The organism is Motilibacter rhizosphaerae (assembly GCF_004216915.1).
In the GTDB taxonomy this organism is placed as follows: domain Bacteria; phylum Actinomycetota; class Actinomycetes; order Motilibacterales; family Motilibacteraceae; genus Motilibacter; species Motilibacter rhizosphaerae.
On the sequence record NZ_SGXD01000001.1, the window covers coordinates 800,053 to 822,670 of the forward strand.

General features: G+C 74.5%; 24 protein-coding genes. 14 read left to right on the forward strand and 10 right to left on the reverse strand.

Going from position 1 to position 22,618, the window contains the following annotated elements:
* Window positions 1–20: 20 nt before the first annotated feature.
* A complete protein-coding gene (locus EV189_RS03600) occupies window positions 21–1,214 on the reverse strand; it encodes an ABC transporter permease (RefSeq protein WP_130491546.1) in 1,194 nt (397 codons plus the stop codon).
* A complete protein-coding gene (locus tag EV189_RS03605) occupies window positions 1,211–2,095 on the reverse strand; it encodes an ABC transporter ATP-binding protein (RefSeq protein ID WP_231116024.1) in 885 nt (294 codons plus the stop codon). The genes EV189_RS03600 and EV189_RS03605 overlap by 4 nt, the downstream gene beginning before the upstream one ends.
* Before the next feature lie 29 nt (window positions 2,096–2,124).
* On the opposite strand from EV189_RS03605, the gene EV189_RS03610 reads away from it, so the two are divergent.
* Genes EV189_RS03610 through EV189_RS03635 form a run of 6 tightly spaced genes read left to right on the forward strand, consistent with a single transcriptional unit; the run spans window position 2,125 to window position 9,109 of the window.
* On the forward strand, window positions 2,125–3,243 hold the full coding sequence (locus EV189_RS03610) for a ribokinase (protein WP_130491547.1): 1,119 nt from the start codon (window positions 2,125–2,127) through the stop codon (window positions 3,241–3,243).
* Window positions 3,222–4,817, forward strand: coding sequence for an ABC transporter substrate-binding protein (locus EV189_RS03615; RefSeq protein WP_130491548.1), 1,596 nt, complete (start codon window positions 3,222–3,224; stop codon window positions 4,815–4,817). Before EV189_RS03610 ends, EV189_RS03615 begins: the two co-directional genes overlap by 22 nt.
* Window positions 4,818–5,846, forward strand: a complete 1,029-nt coding sequence (locus EV189_RS03620; protein WP_130491549.1) for an ABC transporter permease — start codon at window positions 4,818–4,820, stop codon at window positions 5,844–5,846. It abuts the gene before it with no gap.
* A gap of 11 nt (window positions 5,847–5,857) precedes the next feature.
* Complete coding sequence (locus tag EV189_RS03625) at window positions 5,858–6,781, forward strand: ABC transporter permease (protein ID WP_231116025.1); 924 nt, start codon at window positions 5,858–5,860, stop codon at window positions 6,779–6,781.
* Entirely contained in the window at window positions 6,778–7,791 is a 1,014-nt protein-coding gene (locus EV189_RS03630; RefSeq protein ID WP_130491550.1) for an ABC transporter ATP-binding protein, read from the forward strand. The genes EV189_RS03625 and EV189_RS03630 overlap by 4 nt, the downstream gene beginning before the upstream one ends.
* On the forward strand, window positions 7,775–9,109 hold the full coding sequence (locus EV189_RS03635; protein ID WP_130491551.1) for an oligopeptide/dipeptide ABC transporter ATP-binding protein: 1,335 nt from the start codon (window positions 7,775–7,777) through the stop codon (window positions 9,107–9,109). Before EV189_RS03630 ends, EV189_RS03635 begins: the two co-directional genes overlap by 17 nt.
* On the opposite strand, the gene EV189_RS03640 is transcribed toward EV189_RS03635, so the two are convergent.
* Window positions 9,079–9,948, reverse strand: a complete 870-nt coding sequence (locus EV189_RS03640; protein WP_130491936.1) for a helix-turn-helix transcriptional regulator — start codon at window positions 9,946–9,948, stop codon at window positions 9,079–9,081. The genes EV189_RS03635 and EV189_RS03640 overlap by 31 nt on opposite strands.
* A 110-nt stretch (window positions 9,949–10,058) precedes the next feature.
* Here EV189_RS03640 and EV189_RS03645 point away from each other — a divergent pair, with 110 nt between their 5' ends.
* Window positions 10,059–11,498: an MFS transporter gene (locus EV189_RS03645; protein ID WP_130491552.1), complete on the forward strand. Its 1,440-nt coding sequence runs from the start codon at window positions 10,059–10,061 to the stop codon at window positions 11,496–11,498.
* Here the strand turns inward: EV189_RS03645 and EV189_RS03650 are convergent.
* Entirely contained in the window at window positions 11,495–11,896 is a 402-nt protein-coding gene (locus EV189_RS03650; RefSeq protein WP_231116026.1) for a helix-turn-helix domain-containing protein, read from the reverse strand. The two genes, EV189_RS03645 and EV189_RS03650, sit on opposite strands and share 4 nt — an antisense overlap.
* 107 nt (window positions 11,897–12,003) lie before the next feature.
* Here EV189_RS03650 and EV189_RS03655 point away from each other — a divergent pair, with 107 nt between their 5' ends.
* Together EV189_RS03655 and EV189_RS03660 are read left to right on the forward strand one after the other, a co-directional pair.
* A complete protein-coding gene (locus EV189_RS03655; RefSeq protein WP_130491554.1) occupies window positions 12,004–12,411 on the forward strand; it encodes a VOC family protein in 408 nt (135 codons plus the stop codon).
* An 83-nt stretch (window positions 12,412–12,494) separates the two neighbouring features.
* A complete protein-coding gene (locus tag EV189_RS03660; protein ID WP_130491555.1) occupies window positions 12,495–13,247 on the forward strand; it encodes a class I SAM-dependent methyltransferase in 753 nt (250 codons plus the stop codon).
* 156 nt (window positions 13,248–13,403) lie between these two features.
* On the opposite strand, the gene EV189_RS03665 is transcribed toward EV189_RS03660, so the two are convergent.
* Genes EV189_RS03665 through EV189_RS03690 form a run of 6 tightly spaced genes read right to left on the reverse strand, consistent with a single transcriptional unit; the run spans window position 13,404 to window position 17,833 of the window.
* Entirely contained in the window at window positions 13,404–13,913 is a 510-nt protein-coding gene (locus EV189_RS03665) for a hypothetical protein (protein WP_130491556.1), read from the reverse strand.
* Window positions 13,910–15,172 carry a DUF58 domain-containing protein gene (locus EV189_RS03670; RefSeq protein WP_130491557.1) on the reverse strand — a complete coding sequence of 421 codons (1,263 nt, stop codon included), beginning with the start codon at window positions 15,170–15,172 and terminating at the stop codon, window positions 13,910–13,912. The genes EV189_RS03665 and EV189_RS03670 overlap by 4 nt, the downstream gene beginning before the upstream one ends.
* On the reverse strand, window positions 15,169–16,146 hold the full coding sequence (locus EV189_RS03675) for an AAA family ATPase (RefSeq protein WP_231116027.1): 978 nt from the start codon (window positions 16,144–16,146) through the stop codon (window positions 15,169–15,171). Before EV189_RS03675 ends, EV189_RS03670 begins: the two co-directional genes overlap by 4 nt.
* The gene (locus EV189_RS03680) at window positions 16,143–16,655 is read right to left on the reverse strand and encodes a hypothetical protein (protein ID WP_130491558.1); all 513 of its coding nucleotides are present in this window, start codon (window positions 16,653–16,655) and stop codon (window positions 16,143–16,145) included. Before EV189_RS03680 ends, EV189_RS03675 begins: the two co-directional genes overlap by 4 nt.
* Window positions 16,652–17,335, reverse strand: coding sequence for a DUF4129 domain-containing protein (locus tag EV189_RS03685; protein ID WP_130491559.1), 684 nt, complete (start codon window positions 17,333–17,335; stop codon window positions 16,652–16,654). Before EV189_RS03685 ends, EV189_RS03680 begins: the two co-directional genes overlap by 4 nt.
* A gap of 9 nt (window positions 17,336–17,344) precedes the next feature.
* Window positions 17,345–17,833 (reverse strand): MarR family winged helix-turn-helix transcriptional regulator, encoded by a 489-nt coding sequence (locus EV189_RS03690; protein WP_130491560.1) that lies wholly within the window; start codon window positions 17,831–17,833, stop codon window positions 17,345–17,347.
* A 101-nt stretch (window positions 17,834–17,934) separates the two neighbouring features.
* Here EV189_RS03690 and EV189_RS03695 point away from each other — a divergent pair, with 101 nt between their 5' ends.
* From EV189_RS03695 to EV189_RS03715, 5 genes are all read left to right on the forward strand, one after another.
* Window positions 17,935–18,462, forward strand: coding sequence for a VOC family protein (locus EV189_RS03695; RefSeq protein ID WP_130491561.1), 528 nt, complete (start codon window positions 17,935–17,937; stop codon window positions 18,460–18,462).
* Window positions 18,463–18,500: 38 nt separating this feature from the next.
* A complete protein-coding gene (locus EV189_RS03700) occupies window positions 18,501–19,058 on the forward strand; it encodes a YceI family protein (protein WP_130491562.1) in 558 nt (185 codons plus the stop codon).
* Between the two features lie 195 nt (window positions 19,059–19,253).
* Entirely contained in the window at window positions 19,254–20,546 is a 1,293-nt protein-coding gene (locus tag EV189_RS03705) for an aldehyde dehydrogenase family protein (RefSeq protein ID WP_130491563.1), read from the forward strand.
* A gap of 81 nt (window positions 20,547–20,627) precedes the next feature.
* Window positions 20,628–21,290, forward strand: coding sequence for a DUF4230 domain-containing protein (locus EV189_RS03710; protein ID WP_130491564.1), 663 nt, complete (start codon window positions 20,628–20,630; stop codon window positions 21,288–21,290).
* A gap of 29 nt (window positions 21,291–21,319) precedes the next feature.
* Window positions 21,320–22,618 (forward strand): serine/threonine-protein kinase, encoded by a 1,299-nt coding sequence (locus tag EV189_RS03715; protein WP_130491565.1) that lies wholly within the window; start codon window positions 21,320–21,322, stop codon window positions 22,616–22,618.

Consider the following 22,618-nt stretch of genomic DNA (forward strand, 5'->3'; position numbering starts at 1 on the left):
GGCTCCCAGGACGTGCATGATCACGAGGGGGTGGTGCGGGTACGGGACGACCTCCAGGCCGAGCGCCAGGAGAGCACGGAGCCCGTGTGCAGCACGGCCCCCTCGTAGAGCCGGGCGCCCACGACGACCAGGCCGGCGATGGCGCCGAGCATGAGGACGACCGCGAGAGCCACCATCCACGCGGTGGCCCCGCCGCCCGCCACCAGCGGCGGGTTCACCAGCGCGGAGAACGGCGGCACGACCGCCAGGACCTTCGCGAGCGTCGCGTCGCTGTTGTTGGAGGCGTAGACCGCGGCGAAGAAGCTGCCCACGAGGGCGAAGGTCATCGGCGAGGTGACGTTCTGGACGTCCTCCTGGCGGCTGACGCGGGCGGCCGCCGCAGCGTACGCCGTGGCGTAGAACGCGAAGCCCAGCAGGAACCACGCGAGCACGATGCCGGTCGGGAGCAGCACGTCGCTGTCGATCGACACCACGCCGAGGGCTGCGGCGACGCCAAGCGAGACCACCGTCAGCAGCAGGAGCTGGCCCAGGCCGAGCAGGCCGATGCCGACGATCTTGCCCGCCAGCAGCGCCCGGGGCGGTACGGCCGACAGCAGGACCTCCACGACGCGGCTCGACTTCTCCTCCGCCACACCGAACGCGACCCAGATGCCGTAGGTCAGCAGTTGGCCGTAGAGCAGCAGCGTGCCGACGAACGCCACCTCCTTGCGCCGGTCCGAGCGCTTGTCCGGCGGGTCGAGCGCCGTCACCCGGAGCGGGGTCACGGCGAAGGCCTGCTGGACCTTCGCCGGGTCGATCCCCTGCTGCTGCAGCCGCTGCGTCGCCACGGCCTGCTGCTGCGTCGCGTCGATGACCGCGCGCAGGCGGTCGGGCAGCTCCTTGTGGACGCGTACGCCCGAAGCCCCGACGACCGCGTCGAGCTTGCCCTTGCGCAGCAGCGCGTCCGTGCCGCCCGAGCGGACGCGGACCTGGACGCCGACCGCCTTCCCCTGCGTCTGCAGGGACTGCGCGCTCACGCCGGCGCCGGGCTCCAACCCCACGTGGTACGTCGTGGTGCCGCCCGACGTGAGCTTCGAGATGACGAGCACGGCGAGCAGGATCGCGAGCGTGATGCCGGTGGAGATGAGGAAGCCCTTGTCCCGCGCGCGGGACGTGATCTCGCGGCCGGCGACGAGCCGGGTCGCCCCGACGAAGCTGACGGGCTGGGCGCTCATGCGGCGACCACCTCACGGAAGAGCTCGGTCAGGGAGGGCAGGACAGGGGCGAACTCGTGCACCGGACCGCTGCGGCGGGCGGCGTCGAGCACGGTCTGGTCGTCGACGTCGTCGGCGAGCTCGAGCAGCTGCGCGTCGCCGTCGCGCGACAGCACCAGCACGCCGGGGAGGCCCTGCGCCCAGGCCGCATCGGGGGTCCGGACGCGCAGCCGGCGGGCCCGTCCCTGCTGGCGGAGCGCGCCGACCGACCCCTCCGCGACGACGCGGCCGGCCTTGACGATGCCGACGCTGTCGCAGAGCCGTTCGACGAGGTCGAGCTGGTGGCTCGAGAAGAGCACCGGGACCCCACGGTCGACGCGGGTGCGCAGGGTCGCCGCGAGTGCGTCGACGCCCACGGGGTCGAGGCCGGAGAAGGGCTCGTCCAGCACCAGCAGCTCCGGGTCGTGCACGAGCGCGGCGGCGAGCTGCACCCGCTGCTGGTTGCCGAGCGACAGCGCCTCGATCCGGCTGTCGGCCCGCTCCTCGAGCCCGAGCGCGGCGAGCAGCTCGTCGGTCGAGCGTCGGGCGTCGGGAGCGGAGGAGCCGTGGAGCCGGGCGAGGTAGACCAGCTGGTCGCGTACGCGCATCTTCGGGTAGAGCCCGCGCTCCTCGGGCATGTAGCCCGTCCGCAGCCGCGCGGCCGCGTCCATCGGGCGCCCGTCCCAGTGGACCTCGCCGGAGTCGGCCGCGAGGACGCCCAGCACGATGCGCATCGTCGTGGTCTTGCCGGCGCCGTTCTGGCCGACGAAGCCGAAGACCTCGCCGGGGCGTACGGTCAGGGACAGGTCGTCCAGGGCGACGGTGTCGCCGTAGGCCTTGCGCAGGCTGCGGATCTCCAGCACGCGGCAAGTAGATCGAGAGGGCGGGCGCGGTGTCCAATGACCTCCCCGCCGCAACCACCGGCGGCGGTGTCGTCGGTGTCGTCGTCGTGGGATCGGCCAACGTCGACCTCCTGGTCACCGTGCCGCGGATCCCGCGGCCCGGGGAGACGGTCCTCGGGGGCGACCTGCGCCGCGCGGCGGGCGGCAAGGGCGCGAACCAGGCGGTGGCCGCCGCGCGGCTCGGGGCGCGCACGACCTTCGTCGGACGGGTCGGCGACGACGAGCCCGGAGCGGGTACGCAGCGCGCCCTCGCCGCGGAGGGGATCGACTGCCGGTGGCTGCGGAGCACGCCAGGAACCGCGACCGGCACGGCACTCATCGCCGTGGACAGCACCGGGGAGAACACGATCGTCGTCTCCCCAGGGGCGAACGCGCGGCTGCAGCCGGCTGACGTGGAGGCCGCCGCCGAGGCCGTCGGACCGGGCGCGGTCCTCGTGACCCAGCTGGAGACGGGGGTGGCCGGCACCTGCGCGGCACTGGCCGCGGCTCGGGGTGCGCGGTTCCTCCTCAACGCGGCGCCGGCGCCGAGCTCGCTCGCGGCGGACGTCGTCGCGGCGGCGGACCCGCTCGTGGTGAACGAGCACGAAGCGGCTGCGGTGCTTGAGGTCCTCGGCGCGAGGACCTGGTCCGAGCCGAGGGACCACGCGCTCGCCCTCGCCCAGCACGCGGCCTCGGTCGTCGTCACCGCCGGGGCCGACGGGGCGTGGTGGTGCCTGCGGGGAGAGCAGGCGCAGCACGTCCCCGCTCCGCCCGTGGGGGAGGTCGTCGACACGACCGGCGCGGGGGACACCGTCGTGGGCGCCGTGGCCGCTGCCCTGGCCGCAGGGTCGGGCCTGGCGGAGGCCGTCGAGCGGGGGGTGCGCGCCGCGTCCTGGAGCGTGCGCGTCGCCGGTGCGCAGCCGTCGATGCCGCGGTCGGAGGACCTCGCGGCCACGCGATCCACTCGGCGCGTCATCCCAGCACTCGGAAACATGCGTGATACGACAGGTCCCTACGGTACGCCCGCCGGAGCGCCGACCAGGAGCGCCGGCGGACTCCTGAGCGGGCCCCACGAGGGCCCGCCCACCGACGGGGAAGGGACACGTGCATGGCACGGAAGCTGCTCGTAGGCGCTGCTGCGCTCGGGCTGGTGCTCGCTGGCTGCGGAGGCAGCAGCAGCGGGGGCGGGAGCAGCTCCGGAGGGAGCAGCTCCTCGAGCGGGGGCGGCGGCAAGGTCGCGAAGGCGGTCATCCTCGGGACGACCGACACGCCGACGAGCCTCGACCCCGCAGGGGCCTACGACCTGCCGTCGTGGACCATCTTCTGGAACGTCTACCAGAACCTGCTGAAGATCCCGCAGGGCAAGACGGTCCCCGTCTCGGACGCCGCTGACTCGTGCTCGTTCAGCGACCCGACGACCTACGTCTGCAAGCTCAAGCCGGGGCTCAAGTTCTCCGACGGCTCGGCGCTGACCGCGACCGACGTGAAGGCGTCGTTCGACCGCGTGCTGAAGATCAACGACCCCAACGGGCCGGCGTCGCTGTTCGCCAACCTCAAGGGCACCGACGCGACCGACCCGACGACGGTCACGATGCACCTCGACCACGCGGACGCGACGTGGCCCTACGTCCTCACGACCGGCGCGGGCGCCATCGTCAAGGCCAGCAGCTACCCCGCGGACAAGCTGCTCCCGAGCGACCAGGTCGTCGGCTCCGGCCCGTACAAGATCGACAAGTACGAGGACAAGAAGATCGCGGTCTTCAGCGCGAACCCGGACTACACGGGTGACGACCAGCTCGCCAACAAGTCCTTCATCGTCCAGTACTACGACCAGGCCTCGGCGCTGAAGCTCGCGATCGAGCAGGGCGACGTGGACGTGGCCTACCGCAACCTCTCGCCGACCGACCTCAACTCGCTGAAGTCCGAGTCGAGCAAGGGCGTCAAGGTGGTGTCGGGCAACGGCACCGAGATCCGCTACCTCGTCTTCCAGTTCAAGCAGAAGCCGTTCGACAACAAGGCCGTCCGGCAGGCGTTCGCCGCGGTCATCGACCGGGACGCCATCGCGAAGAACGCCTACGACGGCAACGTGACGCCGCTCTACTCGATGGTGCCGCAGGGCCTGCAGTACGCCGGGCAGCCGTTCAAGGACGCGTTCCCGTCGCCGGACAAGGCGAAGGCCGCCGCGCTGCTGAAGGCCGCGGGTGTGACGACCCCGGTCCCCGTGACGCTGTGGTACACCCCCACCCACTACGGCCCGAACTCCGTCGACGAGATGACGGAGCTCAAGCGCCAGCTCGACTCGAGCGGGCTGTTCAAGGCGACGGTGCAGAGCACGGAGTGGCAGGCCTACCAGAAGGCCTACAAGGCCGGCCAGTACCCCGTGTTCCAGCTCGGGTGGTTCCCGGACTTCCCGGACCCCGACAACTACAGCGCCCCGTTCCTCGACGGCAAGGGCGGCTACTTCGCCAACAACTACCTCAACCCGACGCTGACGAAGCTGACGGCGGCGGAGCAGGGCGAGACCGACAAGACCAAGCGGGGCACGGACTTCGACCAGATCCAGAAGATCACCGCTGACGACGTGCCGATGATCCCGGTCTGGCAGGGCAAGCAGATCGCGGCCATCCGCAACGGCGTCACCGGCGTCGAGTCGACCTTCGACCCGTCGTTCAACTTCCGGTTCTGGCTCATCGGGAAGAGCTGAGTGGCCTCTCGTCAGGGTTCGCTCGTCAGGTTCATCGGCACCCGGGTCCTGCTCGCGGTGCCGATGGTCCTGCTCCTGCTCACACTGGTGTTCCTGCTGATGCGGGTCGCACCCGGCGACCCCATCAGCAGTGCCCTGGGGGGCAAGCTCTCCGCTGCCGAGCTGGCGAAGCGCCGCGCGGAAGCGGGCTTCGACCGCCCGGTGCTCGAGCAGTACCTCGACTACCTCAAGCAGATCGCGCACCTCGACTTCGGTCGCACGATCACGGACAACCGCAAGGTCACCGACATCTTCGTCGACAACGGGGGCGCGACGCTCACGCTGAGCGTCGCGGCCCTCGTGGTCGCGCTCGTCATCGGCCTGCCGCTCGGGCTCGTGTCCGGACGGCGCCGCGACTCGGCCGCCGACGTCGTCATCCGGCTGTTCGGCATCGTGACCTACGCGGCGCCGGTGTTCTTCGTCGGCCTGCTGCTGCAGCTGGTCCTCGGCAAGGAGCTCGGGTGGCTGCCGACCTCCGGGCAGGCCAGCCCCGTCGTCGAGGCGACGACCGACGACCGCACGCACATCCTGCTCGTCGACCTCCTGCTCGGCGGCGACACCGACGGGCTGCAGGACGGGCTGCGCCACCTCGTGCTGCCCGCGGTCACGCTCGGCCTGCTCGTCGTCGGCGTGCTCATCCGCCTCGTGCGCGTCAACCTCATCGGCACGCTGCAGAGCGACTACGTCGAGGCCGCCCGGGCACGCGGGGTGCGGGAGCGGATCGTCGTGCGGCGCCACGGCTTCCGCAACGCCCTCGTGCCCGTGGTGACCGTCATGGGCCTGCAGGTGGCGGCGCTGCTCGGGGGCGCCGTGCTCACCGAGGAGACGTTCAACTGGCCCGGGGTGGGCAACGAGCTCGTGCACTACCTCAACAACCGCGACTACACCGCCGTGCAGGGCATCGTCACCGCGTTCGCGCTCGTCGTCGTGGCCGTGAGCCTCGTCATCGATGTCGTCAACGCGCTCATCGACCCCCGCATCCGGTACTGAGGAACGAGACCTTGGCCCGCCACCCGCTCCTCGACGCCGTACGCGGCTCCCGCGGTACGCCGCGCGCGCTGCTCGTCGTCGGGTCCGCGCTGACCCTGCTGTTCACGGTGCTGGCGCTGTTCGCCCCCTGGATCGCGCCGTACGACTTCGACACCTACACCTCGGGCGGCACGCGGTTCGGCAAGCTGGCGCACCCCGACTCGCACCACTGGTTCGGTACCACGGTGCAGTCGCTGGACGTGCTGTCCCGCGTGGTCTTCGGGGCGCGTACGGCCATGGAGGTCGTGCTGCTGGCGGTCATCTTCTCGATCGTCATCGGCGTGCCGCTCGGGCTCGTCTCCGGCTACCGGGGCGGCTGGGTCGACCGGGTCCTCGTCCTCATCACCGACGCGCTGTTCGCGTTCCCCTACCTGCTGCTGGCCATCGTCATCGCGTTCGCGCTGTCGTCGGGTGCGGGAGGTGGCGTTCTCACCGCCGCGGCGGCGATCACCGTCGTCTACGTGCCGCAGTACTTCCGCGTGGTGCGCGCCAGCACGCTGAGCGCGCGCGAGGCGACGTACGTCGAGGCCGCCCGCGCGATCGGTGCGCGCCCTCGCACGGTCCTCGTGCGCTACCTGTTCGGCAACGTCGTGCAGAGCGTGCCGGTCATCGCGACCCTGAACGCCGCCGACGCCATCCTCACCCTGGCGGGGCTGGGCTTCCTCGGCTACGGCATCCAGCCGACGCAGGCCGCCGAGTGGGGCTACGACCTCCAGCGCGCGATCTCCGACGCGGGCGCCGGCATCTGGTGGACGGCGTTGTGGCCCGGCCTCGCGATCACCCTGCTCGTCGTCGGGCTCACGCTCGTCGGTGAGGGCCTGAACGAGGCCCTGAACCCCTCGCTGCGCCGCCGCGGCACGGTCCCGGCCGTCACCCTCGAGGAGGCCGCGTCGTGAGCGCGCTGACGGTCTCCTGCCTGCGGGTCGTCTACGCGGGGCGGCGGCCCGTACGCGCCGTCGACGGTGTGAGCATCGAGCTGCAGCCCGGCGAGTCCCTCGGCCTGGTCGGGGAGTCCGGGTGCGGCAAGAGCACGCTGGGCAAGGCACTCCTCGGGCTGCTACCCGACGGTGCGCGCATGGAGGGCAGCGTCAGCGTCGGCGACCAGGAGCTGGTCGGTCTGTCGCCGCGCAAGCTGCGCCGGCTGCGCGGCAAGCAGGTCGGCCTCGTCTTCCAGGAGCCGATGACCCGCCTCGACCCGTTGATGAAGGTCAGCGAGCACTTCGAGGAGCTGCTCCGCACCCACGAGCGCAAGCTGTCGCGCAAGGAGCGCCGTGAGCGCGCGCTCGAAGCGCTGCGTGCCACAGGGATCCCGGCCAGCCGCTACGACCAGTACCCGCACGAGTTCTCCGGCGGCATGCGGCAGCGCATCATGATCGCGCTCACCCTCGTGCTGCGTCCCGCCGTCGTCGTCGCCGACGAGCCGACGACGGCGCTGGACGTGCTGGTGGAGGCGCAGATCCTCGCGCTGCTCGCGGAGCTGCGCCGGCAGTCCGGTACGGCGCTGCTGCTCATCACGCACAACCTCGGCATCGTCGCTGAGGCCTGCGACCGCGTCGCGGTGATGTACGCCGGGCGCATCATGGAGGAAGGCCCGTCGCAGCAGGTGTTCCGGGAGCCTGCGCACCCGTACACGCGGGAGCTGATGCGCTCCACCATCTCGCTCAGCACGACCGAGCTGCACAGCATCCCGGGCTCGCCGCCGGACCTCTCCGAGCCCATCCCCGGGTGCCCGTTCGCCGCGCGCTGTCCCGACGCCATGCGGGCCTGCCCCGTCCGCAACCCCGGCGAGGTGCGCACCGCCGGCGGCCAGCGCGTGAGCTGCTGGTTGCACCGCCTGCACGACCTCAGCGGCGCCGAGCGCGAGCCGCTGCCCCGACAGGAGCTGGCCGTTGCCGACGAAGCTTGACCTGACCAAGCACGACGCACCGGGGGACGCAACGGCGCCCTTCGTCGAGGTGCGCGACCTGCTCGTGCACTTCGACCTGCGCGGCAGCGTGCTCTCCCGCCTCCTGGGCCGCTCGCAGGCCAAGGTGCGCGCCGTCGACGGCGTGAGCTTCACGATCGGCCGGGGCGAGGTGCTCGGGCTCGTCGGCGAGTCGGGCAGCGGCAAGACGACCCTGGGGCGCGCCCTGCTCGGTCTCGTGCCCTCGACGAGCGGCAGCATCCGCATCGGCGGGACCGAGCTCGCCGGGCGCAGCGAGCGCAAGCTGCGCCCGCTGCGCCGTCGTGTGCAGATGGTGTTCCAGGACCCGCACGCCGCGCTCAACCCGGCCATGACGATCCGCACGGCCGTCGCGCACCCGCTGCGGATCCACAAGGTGACCAAGCGGGGCGAGGAGACCGAGAAGCGGGTGCGGCAGGCGCTCGAGACCGTCGGGCTCACGCCCCCCGAGCGCTACCTCGACGCGCTGCCGGAGAACCTCTCCGGCGGCCAGAAGCAGCGTGCCGTCATGGCCCGTGCGGCGGTGCTCGACCCCGAGCTGCTCGTCGCGGACGAGCCGGTCTCGATGCTCGACATGAGCGTGCGCGCGAAGATCCTCCAGCTCATGCTGGACCTCCGCGACCGGCTCGGGCTGACGTACGTCTACATCACGCACGACCTGGCCACGGCCAAGCTGTTCTGCACCAACGTCGCGATCCTCTACCTCGGCAAGATCGTCGAGGTCGGGCCCACAGCCGAGATCTTCGCGAGCCCGCGCCACCCGTACACCCGTGCGCTGGTCGCGGCGATCCCCGAGCCCGGCGAGCGTACGGAGGTGCCGCGCGACCTGCCGCGCGGCGAGATCCCCGACGCCGTACGCCCTCCCGCCGGCTGCTCGTTCCACCCGCGCTGCCCCAAGGCCTTCGCCCCCTGCGGGTGGGAGGGGCGCGACCTCGCGGCCGCCCTGGAAGCGCGCTGGGCGCAGGTCGGCACCGCGACGTACGCCGAGGAGCGCCAGCTCGTCGGGGACCTCAAGGCCCTCGACCAGCCCGGCCGGCGCCTCTTCCTGCGCGCGCCGGCCGAGGTCGAGCCCGAGAAGGTGCTGCGGCTGCTGGAGAAGGCGCGCGACGAGGCGCCGGAGGAGCGGTTCTGGCTAGGCGTCCGCACCATGCGGACCGTGGAGCGCGGCGTCGAGGTCGAGCTGCACGACCCGGTGGCGCCGACGCTGCTGCGCGCGGGCAGGGCCGAGATCGCCTGCCACCTCTACGATCCTCAGCTCGCGCCGCTGGCCCCGTCGGTCTGAGCCGGGAGCAGCACCTTCAGCCTCTCCAGCGCCGCGCGGCACTCGTCGTCGGCCGGCGTGTAGGCCACGATGCGGCACCCGGGCATCTCCGCGACGGACAGGCTCGTGGTCACGAAGGCCATGCGCCCGACGACGGGGTGATCGAAGGTCTTCGAGCGGAAGCCCGGGCCGCGTACCTCGTGGCGGCGCCAGAGCGTCGCGAACTCCGGGCTCGCCGCGCTGAGCCGCTCGACGAACTCCGCCCACGACGGGTCGTCGAGGTTCTCGACGTAGGCGGAGCGGAAGGTCGCGACCATCTGCGGGCCCTCGCTGTCCCAGTCGAGCAGCCGCTCGCGGATCGTGGGCTCGGTGAAGCAGCACCAGAGCAGGTTGTAGTGCCCGCAGGGGATCGTGTGGAAGCCGTTGACCAGCCGGGCCTGCGCCGCGTTGACCGCGAGCACGTCGTAGCGCGAGTTGAGCAGCGTCGCCGGGGTGGTGCCGAGCGCGTCGAGCACGTGCCGCACGTGCTGCGGGATCTCGGGACGGCGCTCGCCGCGCATGGTCACGCTGGGCAGGCCGGCGAGGCGGTAGAGGTGCTCGTGCTCCGCCGGGTCGAGCCGGAGCACCCGGGCCACGGCGTCGAGCACCTGGGTGCTGACGTTGATGGGCCGGCCCTGCTCGAGCCAGGTGTACCAGGTGACCCCCACCCCGGCGAGCTGCGCGAGCTCCTCCCGCCGCAGGCCCGGCGTACGCCGCCGAGCGCCCGCCGGCAGCCCGACCTCGGCGGGCGTGACACCCTCGCGACGGGCGCGCAGGAAGCCGGAGAGCTCGGCGCGGCGGATGCCGGGTGCGGCGGTCATGGTGCTCACCCGCCCAGTCTGCGCCCGCTCGCATGCTGGTGCCAGGTGCCACCAGTACCAGGATCAGCGGGCTCCTGGTACCAGGCTGGCGCCCGTCCGAGGGTGGGCCCATGACGACGTCCACCACGACTCCCCGCATACCGTCCGCGCGGCCCACCGTGTCCGAACCGCGCCCGGACCGCCGCTGGCTCGTCCTCGGCCTGCTCGTCACCGGCCTGTTCATGGCGATGGTCGACGCCACCATCGTCAACGTGGCGCTCGGCAGCATCCGCGCCGACCTCGACGTCTCGGGCGCCGGCCTCGAGCTCGTCGTCAGCGGCTACACCATCGCGTACGCCATGCTGCTCATCACCGGCGCCCGCCTCGGCGACCTGCTCGGTGCGCGGCGCATCTTCCTCACCGGGCTCGCAGTCTTCACCGCGGCGTCCCTCGTCTGCGGCGTCGCCCCGACCACCGGCGTGCTCATCGCCGCCCGCTTCGTCCAGGGAGCCGGTGCCGCGGGCATGGTGCCGCAGATCCTCGCCGTCATCCAGCAGCGCTTCACCGGCCCCGACCGGGCGCGGGCGCTCAGCGTCTACGGCGCGGTCATCGCCGGCGGCGCGGTGTGCGGCCAGGTGCTCGGCGGCCTGCTCGTGAGCGCCGACCTCTTCGGCACCGGCTGGCGCCCGGCGTTCCTCGTCAACGTGCCCGTCGGTCTGGCGCTGCTCGTGCTGGTGCCGCGCTTCGTCCCCTCGGACCACGTGCCGCGCGGGCGCCGGCTCGACCTGCCGGGGCTGGTGACCGCCAGCGGCGGCGTGCTCCTCGTCGTGCTGCCGCTCGTGCTCGGCCGCGAGGAGGGCTGGCCGGCCTGGACCTGGGCCTCGATGGCCGTCGGTGCCGTGCTGCTGGTGGCGTTCGTCGTCGTGGAGCGGCGGGTGGCGGCGCGCGGCGGCGACCCGCTGCTCGACGTCTCCGTGGTCCGCACGCCGGGGATGCGCGGCGGGTTCGTCGCCCTCGGCGCCGGGATGCTGGCGTACGGCGGCTTCCTCTTCGCCACCAGCCTGCACCTGCAGGCCGGGCTGGGCGACAGCGCGCTGCACGCCGGGCTGGTCTTCGCTCCCGCTGCCGCGACGTTCGGCTCCGTCGGGTACGCGTGGCGCAGCCTCCCCGCGCGGCTCCACCCGTGGCTGCCCGTCGTGGGCCTGCCGGTCGCCGGGCTCGGGTACGCGCTGCTGGCCCTCACGCTGCACGGCGGCTCCCAGCCGCTCGCGCTCCTCGTGCCCGTGCAGCTCGTCACCGGCGTCGGGATGGGGCTGACCTTCAGCCCGCTGCTGACGCTGTCGCTGGTGCGCGTGCCGGTCGTGCGCGCGGCGGACGCGAGCGGGCTGCTGGCGACGACGTTCCAGCTCTCGCTCGTGCTCGGCGTCACGCTGATCGGCGGGCGCTACCTCGACCTCGCACCGTCCGGGACCGGCTCGGCGGTCGCCGAGGCGCTGGTGGTGTGCGCGCTGGTGACGCTGGTCGGCACGGCCGGCGCGTACGCGGTGGCCCGCGAGGCGCGGCGCCGCTAGTCCCCTGCGGGCCTCGTCCACCTCATCGTGAAGGTGGTCGGGGCCCGCCGGTCCTGCTGCGCGACCTGGGCGCGGTAGGCCGTGGGGGTCGCCCCGACGATGGCGGTGAAGGTGCGGCTGAACGTCCCCAGGCTGGTGAAGCCGACGGCGTCGCAGACTGCGGTGACAGTCGAACCAGTGGTCTGCAGCAGGAACATCGCGCGCTCGACCCGGCGCCGCTGGAGGTAGTGGTACGGCGTCTCACCGAACACCCGGGTGAACTCCCGGATGAAGTGCGCACGGGACATGAGGGCGATGCGGGCGAGCGCGTCGACGTCGAGCGGCTCGGCGTACCTCCGGTCCATGGCGTCGCGCGCCCGCAGCAGCCGCCGGTTGACGTCCTCGATGCGCGCGCTCACAGCGGCATCTTCGCGGGCGCGCATATCGAGCACTCCTGGATAACGCTCGGCGCGGTCGCCCTGCCTACGTTGGAGCACGTCAGCGATCTGCTCCGAAGGGGAACCCCGTGCTCACGTCCAACAACCTGTCGTCCATCTTCGTCCTCGACCAGGACGAGGCGCTCCGGTTCTACACCCAGGTCCTCGGCCTCGAGGTGAGTGCGGACGTCGACTTCGGGCCCATGCGCTGGCTCACTGTCCGCGTGCCCGGGACCGACCACGAGATCCTGCTGGAGCGCCCGGGCATGCCGGCGCACGACGAGGCCACGGCCGGGGCGATCCGCGACCTCGTGACGAAGGGCGCCGGCGGGGGGTGGCTCGCCTTCACGACCGACGACGTGCAGGCGACGTTCGAGGCCGTCGTCGCGGCGGGCGCCGAGGTCACGCAGGAGCCGATGGAGCAGCCGTACGGTACGGACTTCGGGATCCGCGACCCCTTCGGGAACGCCATCCGCATCGGCCGGCTGAACCGCTGACGCGCGCGACGGCAGCGTGTGCGCCTGAGCCGGTCCGCACCGGCACAGCGCCCGGTGCCGTGCGCAGGCGGCAGACTCGCGGGGTGCGGGACTTCGCGGACCTGGTCGCCGAGGCGGACGCCGCCCCCATCGCCGGCTGGGACTTCTCCTGGCTCGACGGGCGGGCGACCGAGGAGCGACCGCCCTGGGGGTACGCGCGGATGATGGCGCGGCGCTGGGCCGGCGCGTCCGCGGCCCTGGACCTGCAGACGGGGGGCGGGGAGGTGCTGGCGGAGGCCGGCGCGTACCCGCCGGTGGCGGTCGCGACGGAGGTCTGGCCGGTGAACCTCGCGGTGGCGACGCGCAGACTGCACCCGCTCGGCGTCGCCGTGGTCGGCCACGACGGCGTGGCGCCGCTGCCCTTCGCGGACGGTGCCTTCGACCTCGTGACGAGCCGGCACCCCGTCAGCACGGACTGGGCGGAGGTGGGCCGGGTGCTGGCGCCGGGAGGGTCGTACCTCTCCCAGCAGGTCGGGCCCGCGAGCATGGTGGAGCTCAGCGAGGCCTTCCTCGGCCCGCTCCCGGAGGCGGACCAGTGGCGGCGGCCCGAGGACGCCGTCAGTGCCGCGCGCGCCGCGGGGCTGGAGCTCGTCGACCTCCGCGAGGCGACCCTGCGCGCGGAGTTCCACGACGTGGGCGCGGTGGTGTGGATCCTGCGGCAGTGCCCCTGGTGGGTCCCGGAGTTCTCGGTCGGCCGCTACGCGGACGCGCTGCGGCGACTGGACGAGCGGATGCGCGACGGCGGCCCGTTCGTCGCGCACTCGACGCGGTTCCTGCTGGAGCTGCGCCGGGCCTGAGCGGGCGCGGGCCGGGTGCCGTGGGCCCGGCGCGGTCCGTCTGGATGTCGGGGTCGTCGCGGCCCGACCGCACCAACTGGGCCCCGGCAGCACCAGATCCCGTGCTGTCGGTGCTCACCTCGTGCGGCCGGCCGCGACGTTGATCGGGCAGCCTGATCAACTTTCGGCCCGGGCCGCGCGCAGGAGCAGCGCCACAGCGCCCAGCAGGACGAGCGCCACGACCCGCAGCCACGGGTGCGGCGCGGAGGACCCCAGCGGGACCGCGACGAGCGCGAGGGCCTGGGCCACGAGCTGGGGCACCGCTGCTTCCCGCAGGCAGCCGAGCACGACCGCCAGCTCCACCCGTGCCCGCCAGCCGACGACAGCCGCCAGCAGGCTCGCGCCGAGCACGAGGTGCACCAGGGCGACCAGCACGACGGTCCGCCAGAGCGACGCGCCCGTCGCCGGCAGGACCACGCCGACCGCGAGCAGGACGCCGGCCGCCGCGCCGCCTCCCGGGCGCCAGGCCAGCGCCGCGGCGCTCAGCAGGACCAGGACCAGCCAGGGCGAGCGCAGCGGGCCTGGAGCGGCGAGCAGGCCGGCAGCCAGTGCGGCGAGCGGCGGCACGAGCCGCACCACCCAGCCGGGCAGCGGCCGCTCCAGGGACAGCTCGAGCGTGGCGCTCACCGCCGCCGCTCCAGCCGCGACAGCGCGAGCAGCTCGCGCTCGGGCGTCCCGCTCCAGCGCACGGCGGGGATGCCGGCCGTGGCGAGCGCGGCCAGCCGGTCCGTACGCGCCAGCTCGGCGACCCGCAGCGCCAGCCGGTGCCGCCGCTCGAGCCGGCGCGTCTCCAGCTGCGGCAGCACGTCGACCGCGAAGACGCGGTGCCCGGTCGCGCGCCACTGGCGCGCGAGGTCGGCTGCGGAGTCGTCGAGGAAGGTCGACAGCACGTAGACCAGTGCGCCCGAGGTCAGCTGCGGGGCACGCACGCGCGCGAGCGACTGTGCCTCGGGAGCGGTGCGCGCGAGCTGGTCGAGCAGCCGGTCGAGGTGGCGGCGGCCGGCCCCGGCGCGTACGGGCCGGCGGCGCAGCCCGAGGTCCTCCAGCGCGACGCGGTCGCCGGCGGCGAGGTAGTGCTGGGCGAGCGAGGCGGCTGCCTCACGGGCCAGCTCGAGCGAGGTCGTCCCGGCCGGCAGCTCGGCGCGCGCCCAGGTGCGCGGGTCGGGCCCGAGGTCGTCGCGGGAGTCGAGCACGATCGCGACCGTGGCCTCGGCGAGCACGGAGGTGCGCCGGACGTACAGCTCCTGCAGGTCGGGGGAGCGGCGCGCGGTCGTGCGCCAGTCGATGCGGTTGAGCCGGTCGCCCGGGCCGAAGGGGTGGACGTCGTGCAGCGAGCCGCCCTCGCCGACCCGCCGCGCCTCGTGGCTGCCGCTGAGCCCGCGCAGCCGGGCGGGCAGCGGGGCGAGCGGGAGGCGGCGGGCGACCGGCGCGACCGGGACGACCGGCGGCTCCAGCCGGCCGACGCCGCCGCGGGTGGCCGCCCCCGGCCCGAGCCCGACGTGCTCGAGGAGGGGGGCGGGCAGCGGACCCGTGCGCCCGGCGCCGGTCGTCACCGCGAGCTGCCGTGTGCCGCCGACCGCGACGACGGCCTCGGCGGGCGAGCGGCCCGGCACAGACGCGCGGACCACGAGCGCCGGGACGTCGGTGGGGGCCTCCAGCTCGGCGAGCGCGGTGATCCGGCCCTCGGCGTCGACCGTCGTGGCCGCCCGGCCCGTCGCCCCGGTGGTCGGCCGGCGCCGCAGCAGGCGCTCCGCCGCCAGCAGCGGCGCCACCGCGAGCACCGCGACGTCGACCCTCCCGCCGACCACGCCGTAGACCAGCACGACGAGCGCCGCCGCGCCGACCAGCACGACCTCCGGCGCGGGCGCCCACGCCGGGCGGCTCACGCCGGGACGGCTGCCGGCGCGGGCACCCGGCCGAGCAGCTCCTGCACGACGGTCTCGGTCGAGGCGCCCGACGCCCAGGTCGACACCGTCAGCGTGAGCCGGTGGGCGAGCGCCGCGACCGCGACCTCCTTGACGTCCTCGGGCAGCACGTACGTCCGTCCCGCCAGCACCGCGACCGCCCGCGCGAGCAGCACGAGCGCCTGCGAGCCGCGGGGCGACGCGCCGACCTCGACGGCCGAGTGCCCGCGCGTGGCGGCGGCGAGGGCGACGCAGTAGCGGACGACGTCGTGCTCGACCTCGACCGCCTCCACGCCGGCCTGCATCGCCCGCAGCGTCTCGGCGTCCACGACTTGGCCGACGGGCGCGGCCTCCTGGCGTCGGGAGAGCCGTCGCAGCAGCACGTCGCTCTCCTGCTCGGCGTCCGGGTAGCCCACGGACAGCCGCACCATGAAGCGGTCCAACTGTGCCTCGGGCAGCGGGTAGGTCCCCTCGTACTCCACGGGGTTCGACGTCGCGACCACGTGGAACGGCGCCGGCAGCGCGTAGGTCGTGCCGTCGACCGTCACCTGGCGCTCCGCCATCGCCTCGAGCAGCGCCGACTGCGTCTTCGGTGCCGTGCGGTTGATCTCGTCGGCGAGCAGCAGGCCGGTGAAGACCGGGCCGGGCCGGAACTCGAAGCGGCTCTGCGCCGGGTCGTAGACGTTGGACCCGGTGATGTCGAGCGGCAGCAGGTCAGGGGTGCACTGCAGGCGGCGGAAGTCGAGGCCGAGCGCGGAGGCCAGCGAGCGCGCCGCCAGCGTCTTGCCGAGGCCGGGGACGTCCTCGAAGAGCACGTGGCCGCCGGCGAGCACCGCCGCCAGCGCCGTACGCAGCGGTCGGGCCATCCCGACGACGGCCGTGCCGACCTCGTCCAGCACCGCGGTGCCGAGGCGGGCGACCTCGTCGACGGCCAGCGGGGTGACGGTCTCGCTCACGCGGGGCTCCTGTCGGTGGCGGGAGAGGGGCACAGCTCCTCGAGCACCTCGATGGTGTGCTCGACGTCGGAGGGGCGGGGCAGGACACCGCCGGGGGAGGTGAGCGTCGCCCAGGCGCGCTCGCCGAGCAGGGCGCGGGCGGCGTCGGCCGCGGGCCCCGGGGCCGCGTCCTCGAACGAGACGTCCACCCCCGCACGCCGCAGCCGCTCGCGCGCGACCGGGCGCAGCAGGCGCAGGGCCTCCTCGCTGACCCGCCCGTGCACGCCGGACAGGCTCCAGGCGAAGCGGTCGAGCTCGCGGCGGCCCCCGAGCCGCTCCTGCACCTCGGGCGGCGGGAGGGGGGCGGTGCGGGCGCCGGCGCTGCGCTGGAGGAGCAGTGCGGCGAGCAGGGCGGGCGGGACGAGCGCGAGCGCCACGGCGTACGGCGCCTGCAGGTGCGCGACGAGCCCGGCCGCCAGCAGGACCGCGGCTCCTCCGGCGAGCAGGAGACCGGCGCGGCGGGGGCTCACGCCGGCACCTCGGCGAGCCCGCGGCGCAGCTCGTCGAGGAAGGCCCGCGCGGCGCTCACGCCCTCCTCGGTCACGGGCTCGCTGGAGAAGCGGGCGCGCTGGTAGAGCGCGAGCAGGCCGCGGGTCGCGGCGGCGTCGGCACCGGTGCGGTCGAGGACGTCGAGCGCGAACTCTGTCGGCGTCGCCGACTCCACGCGGGGCACACCGGACTCGGCGGCCGCCTGCTCGAGCGCGACCCAGGCACCGATGACAGCGTCGCGGGGGACGCGGGCTCCGGCCACCGCCCGCTCGGCCGCCTCCACGGCGTCGGCGACCTGCCGCGTGCCGAGTGCCTGCCCGGGCAGCTCCTCGGCCAGCGGCGCGGGCAGCGGCAGCCGGGCGCGCACGCGGGTGGCGGCACGTAGCAGGACGACGGCGACGGCGATGAGCACGACGACGACGCCGGCGAGCACGGCGAGCCAGACCGGGCCGAGCGGCAGGCCGGAGGGGTCCCGGGAGGACGACCCCCTCGGCAGCGGGCGCGGGGGCGGCGGGTGCGGGACCGGGACGCGCGGCGGCGGGAGCCCCGGGAGCTGCACGTGCCCGCGCCAGGGACCGCCGGCCGCGGTGGCGAGCACGACGAGCGCGACCAGCGCCGGCAGCAGGACGCCGGCGGCCGCGGGAGGGGGGCGCCGGGGCACGCCCGCAGGCTAGCCGCGCGCGGGGAGAGCGCTCCCGCCGGGGACCTGCTGGGCGGCGAGCAGCTTGCGCGACAGCCGGCCGAGCGTCGCGAAGTCCTCCGGCCCGAGCGCGTCGACGAGGTGGCGGCGGACGGCGGCCACGTGCCCGGGGGCTGCCTCCTCGAGGGCGGCGAACCCCTCGTCGGTGAGCACCGCGAGCTGGCCGCGGCGGTCGGCGGGGCAGGGCTCGCGGCGTACCCAGCCCTTCTCCTCGAGCCGGGCCACGGCGTGGGAGAGCCGGCTGCGCGAGGAGGTCAGCCGGTCGGCGAGCTCGGACATGCGCAGCCGCCGGTCGGGCGCCTCGGAGAGCTGGACGAGCACCTCGTAGTACCCGTGCGGCATGCCCGCCTCGTCCTGGAGCTGGCGCTCGATCGCCTCGCTGAAGCTGGCGACCCCGGCAAGGAAGGCCCGCCAGTCGGCCTGCTCCGCGGTGCTCAGCCACTTCGTGCCGGATGTCATGCGTCCAGAGTAGTTGAATTCTCAAGCGGTCGGTGGAATACTGGGGTTGCGGTTGAGAGTTCAACCATCTGTCCAACCGCTCGGACCCCGAGGAGCCCGCCGTGCCGATCACCCGCCTCAACCACGCGGTGCTCTTCGTGCGCGACGTGCAGCGCAGCGCGGCGTTCTACCAGGACGTGCTCGGCTTCCGCGAGGTCCGCTTCGAGGGGGCCGCCATCCCGGGCGCGGCGTTCCTCCAGGCACCCGGCTCGACGAACGACCACGACCTCGGCCTGTTCGCCATCGGCTCCGCGGCCGGCGCCTCCCAGGCGGGGCGCGCGACCGTGGGGCTCTACCACCTCGCGTGGGAGGTGGACACGCTCGACGAGCTCCAGCGGCTCGCCGGCGCCCTCTCGGCGGCCGGCGCCCTGGTCGGCGCGTCGGACCACTCCACGACCAAGAGCCTGTACGCGCAGGACCCCGACGGCCTCGAGCTCGAGATCGCCTGGGTCGTTCCCGCGGACCTGCTCGACGACGCGGCCCTCGCCGGCCGCAGCAGCATCCGCCCGCTGGACCTCGCGCGTGAGACCGCGCGCTACGGCGGGCAGACCCGGGGTGGGCTCGGCATCTCCGTGCCCGTCGCCGGCTGAGACCACCACCACCCACCACCACCCAGAGCGAGGACGCCATGAGCCAGACCACGAACGAGACCGCCGCCCTGACCGGCACCTGGACCATCGACCCGGCGCACAGCGTGGTCGGCTTCGTCGCCCGTCACGCGATGGTGACCAAGGTCCGCGGCCGCTTCCGCGACGTCGAGGGCCAGATCTCGATCGTCGCGCACGAGCCGAAGCAGTCCTCGGCCACCGTGAAGCTCGCCGTCTCGAGCGTCGACACCGGCCAGCAGCAGCGCGACGACCACCTGCGCAGCGGTGACTTCTTCGACGCCGAGAAGTACGGGGAGATCACCTTCACCTCCTCCGACGTCGAGGTCGACGGCACCGAGGTCAAGCTCACCGGCGACCTCACCATCAAGGACGTCACCAAGCCCGTCACGCTCGAGCTCGAGTACACCGGCACCGCGGTCGACCCGTTCGGCAACACCCGCGCCGGGTTCGAGGGCGAGACCACGGTCAACCGCAAGGACTGGGGCCTGACCTGGAACGCCGCGCTCGAGACCGGCGGCGTCCTCGTCAGCGAGAAGGTCACCCTCGAGTTCGACATCTCGCTCATCAAGAGCGCCTGACGCCTGCTCGTCCCCTGCGCTCCACCTGCGCCCGGTCCGCTGCTGCGGGCCGGGCGCTCGTGCGTGGTCCCCGACGTCGTGTGCCTGGGCGGCGGTCAGGGCGCGCACCAGGTCCCCAACGTTGTGTGCCTGAGTGGGGGTCATAGCGCGCACCAGGCACACGACGTCGGGTGCAGCGCCCCATACGCTTGGCGTGTGACCGCCGTCTCCGCCGCCCCCGAGAACGACGCCGCGACCAGCGCCGTCCGCACCGCCGCCGCTGCCGCCGCTGCTGCCGCCGTCGTGCTGCGCACCGCGCCCGACGAGCAGGTCCGTACGGCGCTGCTGGCCGCCGCCCGCCGGCTGGGCGAGGCCGAGGGCGCAGTGCTCGCGGCCAACGCGCAGGACGTCGCCGCCGCGGAGGCGGGCGGCATGTCGGCCGGGCTGCTCGACCGCCTCCGGCTCGACGCCGGCCGCCTCGAGGGCGCCGAGCAGCAGCTGCTCGAGCTCGCCGGCACCGAGCCGGCCGCCCGCCTGCGCCACGTGCGCGACCTGCCCGACGGCTCGCGCGTCTACGAGCGCCGCGTCCCCGTCGGCGTCATCGGCGCGACCTACGAGGCCCGTCCGGCCGTCACGCTCGACGTCGCCGGGCAGGTGCTGCGGGCGCGGAGCGCGGCGGTGCTGCGTACCGGCTCGGCGGCGCTCGGCACCGCGGCTGTCCTCGTCGACGAGGTCGTCGCGCCGGCGCTGCACGAGGCGGGGCTGCCGGAGGGCGCGGTCTCGCTCGTGCGCGAGCCCGGCCACGCGGCCGCCGAGGCGCTGGTGACGCAGCCCGACCTGGTCCCGCTCGTCATCGTGCGCGGCTCGGGCGACACGACCCGCCGGCTCTCCGCGCTCGGCGCCTCCGCCGGGGTGCGCGTGCTCGCCCACGCCGACGGCGGCGGGGTGCTGTACGCCGACGCCTCCGCCGACCCCGAGCAGTTCCGCGCCCTGCTCGCGAGCGGCGTCGACCGGCTCGGCGTCTGCAACCGGCTCAACCTGCTGCTCGTGCACCGCGACCGCTTCGACGAGCTCAGCGGCGTCGCGAGCGAGGTCCTCGGCGGGCTCGGCGTGCAGGCGCTGCTGCCCCCGCACGAGCAGCGGCTCGGCCACGAGTGGGCGCTCGACTCGGGGCGCGAGGCGAGTGTGACCGTCGCTCCGGTCGACGGGCCGGTGGAGGCCGCCGCGCTCGCGAGCCGCGAGACCAGCGGCATCGCCGCGACCGTCTGCGCCACCGACGAGGCCGCCGCCCTCGCCTTCCTCGGGGCGTGGGACGGGACCGGCGCGTTCTGGGGCACGACGACGCGGCTGCTCGACGGCTACAAGCTGCTCGGCGTGCCCGAGACCGGCATCAGCGTCGACCGCTTCCCGGGCCCGCGCGGCCCGGTGACCTTCCCCGACCTGGCGCTGCGCCAGTTCGTCGTGCTCCCGCCGGACGCGGGCGCGGTGGTCGACGGGCTGGCGGGATAGACCCGGACGTACGGGAAGGAAACGGCCGCTGTCGTCGTTGACGACAACGACCCCCCGCACCTCCTCCCTCGAGGACCTGCCTTGGCGCTTCCCGCCGCCTCCCCGGTCTCTGCTCCCCGCCGCCTCGCCCGTGGCCTGACCGTGCTCGTCGCCGCTGTCGTGCTCGTGCTCGCCGGCAAGGGCGTGGGCCTGCTCGACCTCAAGCTGCCGTTCTCCGCGACGCACACGGACAACAGCGGCCCGGCGCTGATGAAGTCGCTGCGCGACCTCAAGGACTTCCACGGCGCGACCGCGCAGTACCAGCAGGTCGTCGACATCGACAACGGCTACCGCTACGTCCCGGGCTTCATCGCCGGTGAGTCCACGACGTTCCTCGCGACCGGGACCGTGGACGGCGTGGTCGACTTCTCGCACCTCGGCGCCGACGCCGTCACCGTGAGCGGCAAGCAGGTGACGATCACCCTGCCGGCGCCGCAGCTCGGCCCGGCACGACTCGACGCCGCGCAGAGCAAGGTCCTCTCGCGCAGCCGCGGCGTGGTCGACCGCGTCGAGTCCGTCGTCGGCGACGGCTCGAGCGACACGGAGTACTGGAAGGCGGGCCAGCAGAAGATCGCGGCGGCCGCGGCGAGCGACCCCAGCATCCTGCAGCGCACCGAGGACAGCACCCGCGCCACGCTCAGCGCGCTCGTGCACTCGCTCGGCTACGACTCCGTCTCGGTGGTCTTCGCCCCCGCGCAGCAGTGATCTACGACCGGCGGGGGTAGGCCTCCCGCGTGGAGCTCCTCGCTGGTCGGTACCGCGTCCTCGACGTCCTCGGGCGCGGTGGGTCCGGGGTCGTGCACGCCGGGGACGACGTGGTCCTCGGACGGCGCGTCGCGCTCAAGCGGCTGCACCTCGCGCCCGCGACCGCGGACGACGACACCCGCGGCCGGGCGCTGCAGGAGGCCCGGGCCGCGGCCCGCGTGGTGAGCCCGTCGGTGGTCCGCGTCTTCGACGTCGTCGAGGACCAGGGCGTCGTCTGGGTCGTCATGGAGCTCGTCGACGCGCGCGGGCTCGACGCCGTTCTCCGCGACGGACCGCTGGACCCCGCGGACGCGGCGCGCGTCGGGCTGGGCGTGCTCGACGCCCTCGACGCCGTGCACCGCGCCGGGCTCGTCCACCGCGACGTGAAGCCCGGCAACATCCTCGTCCGGCCCGACGGCTCGGTCCTGCTGACCGACTTCGGCATCGCCCGGGCGCCGAGCGACCCCTCGCTCACGGTGACGGGCGCGATCGTCGGGTCGCCGGCGTACCTCTGCCCGGAGCGAGCCGCCGGACGGCCCGCCACGCCCGCCTCGGACCTCTGGGGACTCGGCGCGACGCTGTACGCCGCGGTCGAGGGCCGCCCGGCGTTCCAGCGCGAGGGCGAGGTGCCGACGCTGTTCGCGGTGCTCCACGACGAGCCGGAGCTGACCGCGCGTTCGGGGGCCCTCGGACCCGTCATCGCCCGCATGCTGCGCAAGGACCCGCTCGAGCGCCCCGGCTCGGCGGAGGTGCGCGAGTGGCTGACTGCGGTCGCTACCGGCGCCACGCCCGTGCTGCCGGGTGATGAGCCGGCGCCTCGGCGGCGCCGTCCGCTGCTCGCTCTCCTGGCCGCCACCCCCGCCGTCGCTGCGGCGGCCTTCGTGCTCGGCGTCGTGCTGCACGCCGGCGCAGGCGGTCCGGCCGCTCCGGCGCAGGCCGCCGTGCCCAGCCCGACGCCGTCCGCCGCCGCGCCCGCCGCCGTCGCGGTGGACGTGCGGCCCGCGGCGGCGAGCACCCCCGCGGCTCCCCGGTCCGTACGCCGCGCCCCGGTGGTCCGGCACCCGTCAGCCGCGCCCTCGGCCCCGGTCCGGCACCCGGCGGTGCAGGCCCCGGCCCCCGCTCACCGCGGACCTGCCCGAGGGCCGGTGCGCGCGCCAGGTCGCGGGAAGAAGGCCGGTCCGCATCCCGGGAAGCACGGCGGTCACCCGGGGAAGCACCCCGGGCATCCCGGGGGGCACGGCGGTGGGCACCCCGGGAAGCACGGCGGCGGGAACGGCACCGCCGTCTGA

Bases quoted from the DNA above. Each gene is read 5' to 3' on its own strand.
- EV189_RS03615 (WP_130491548.1), top strand. From the start codon at position 3,222: ATGGCACGGAAGCTGCTCGTAGGCGCTGCTGCGCTCGGGCTGGTGCTC.
- EV189_RS03700 (WP_130491562.1), top strand. From the start codon at position 18,501: ATGAGCCAGACCACGAACGAGACCGCCGCCCTGACCGGCACCTGGACC.
- EV189_RS03640 (WP_130491936.1), bottom strand. From the start codon at position 9,948: ATGACCGCCGCACCCGGCATCCGCCGCGCCGAGCTCTCCGGCTTCCTG.
- EV189_RS03600 (WP_130491546.1), bottom strand. From the start codon at position 1,214: ATGAGCGCCCAGCCCGTCAGCTTCGTCGGGGCGACCCGGCTCGTCGCC.
- EV189_RS03690 (WP_130491560.1), bottom strand. From the start codon at position 17,833: ATGACATCCGGCACGAAGTGGCTGAGCACCGCGGAGCAGGCCGACTGG.
- EV189_RS03645 (WP_130491552.1), top strand. From the start codon at position 10,059: ATGACGACGTCCACCACGACTCCCCGCATACCGTCCGCGCGGCCCACC.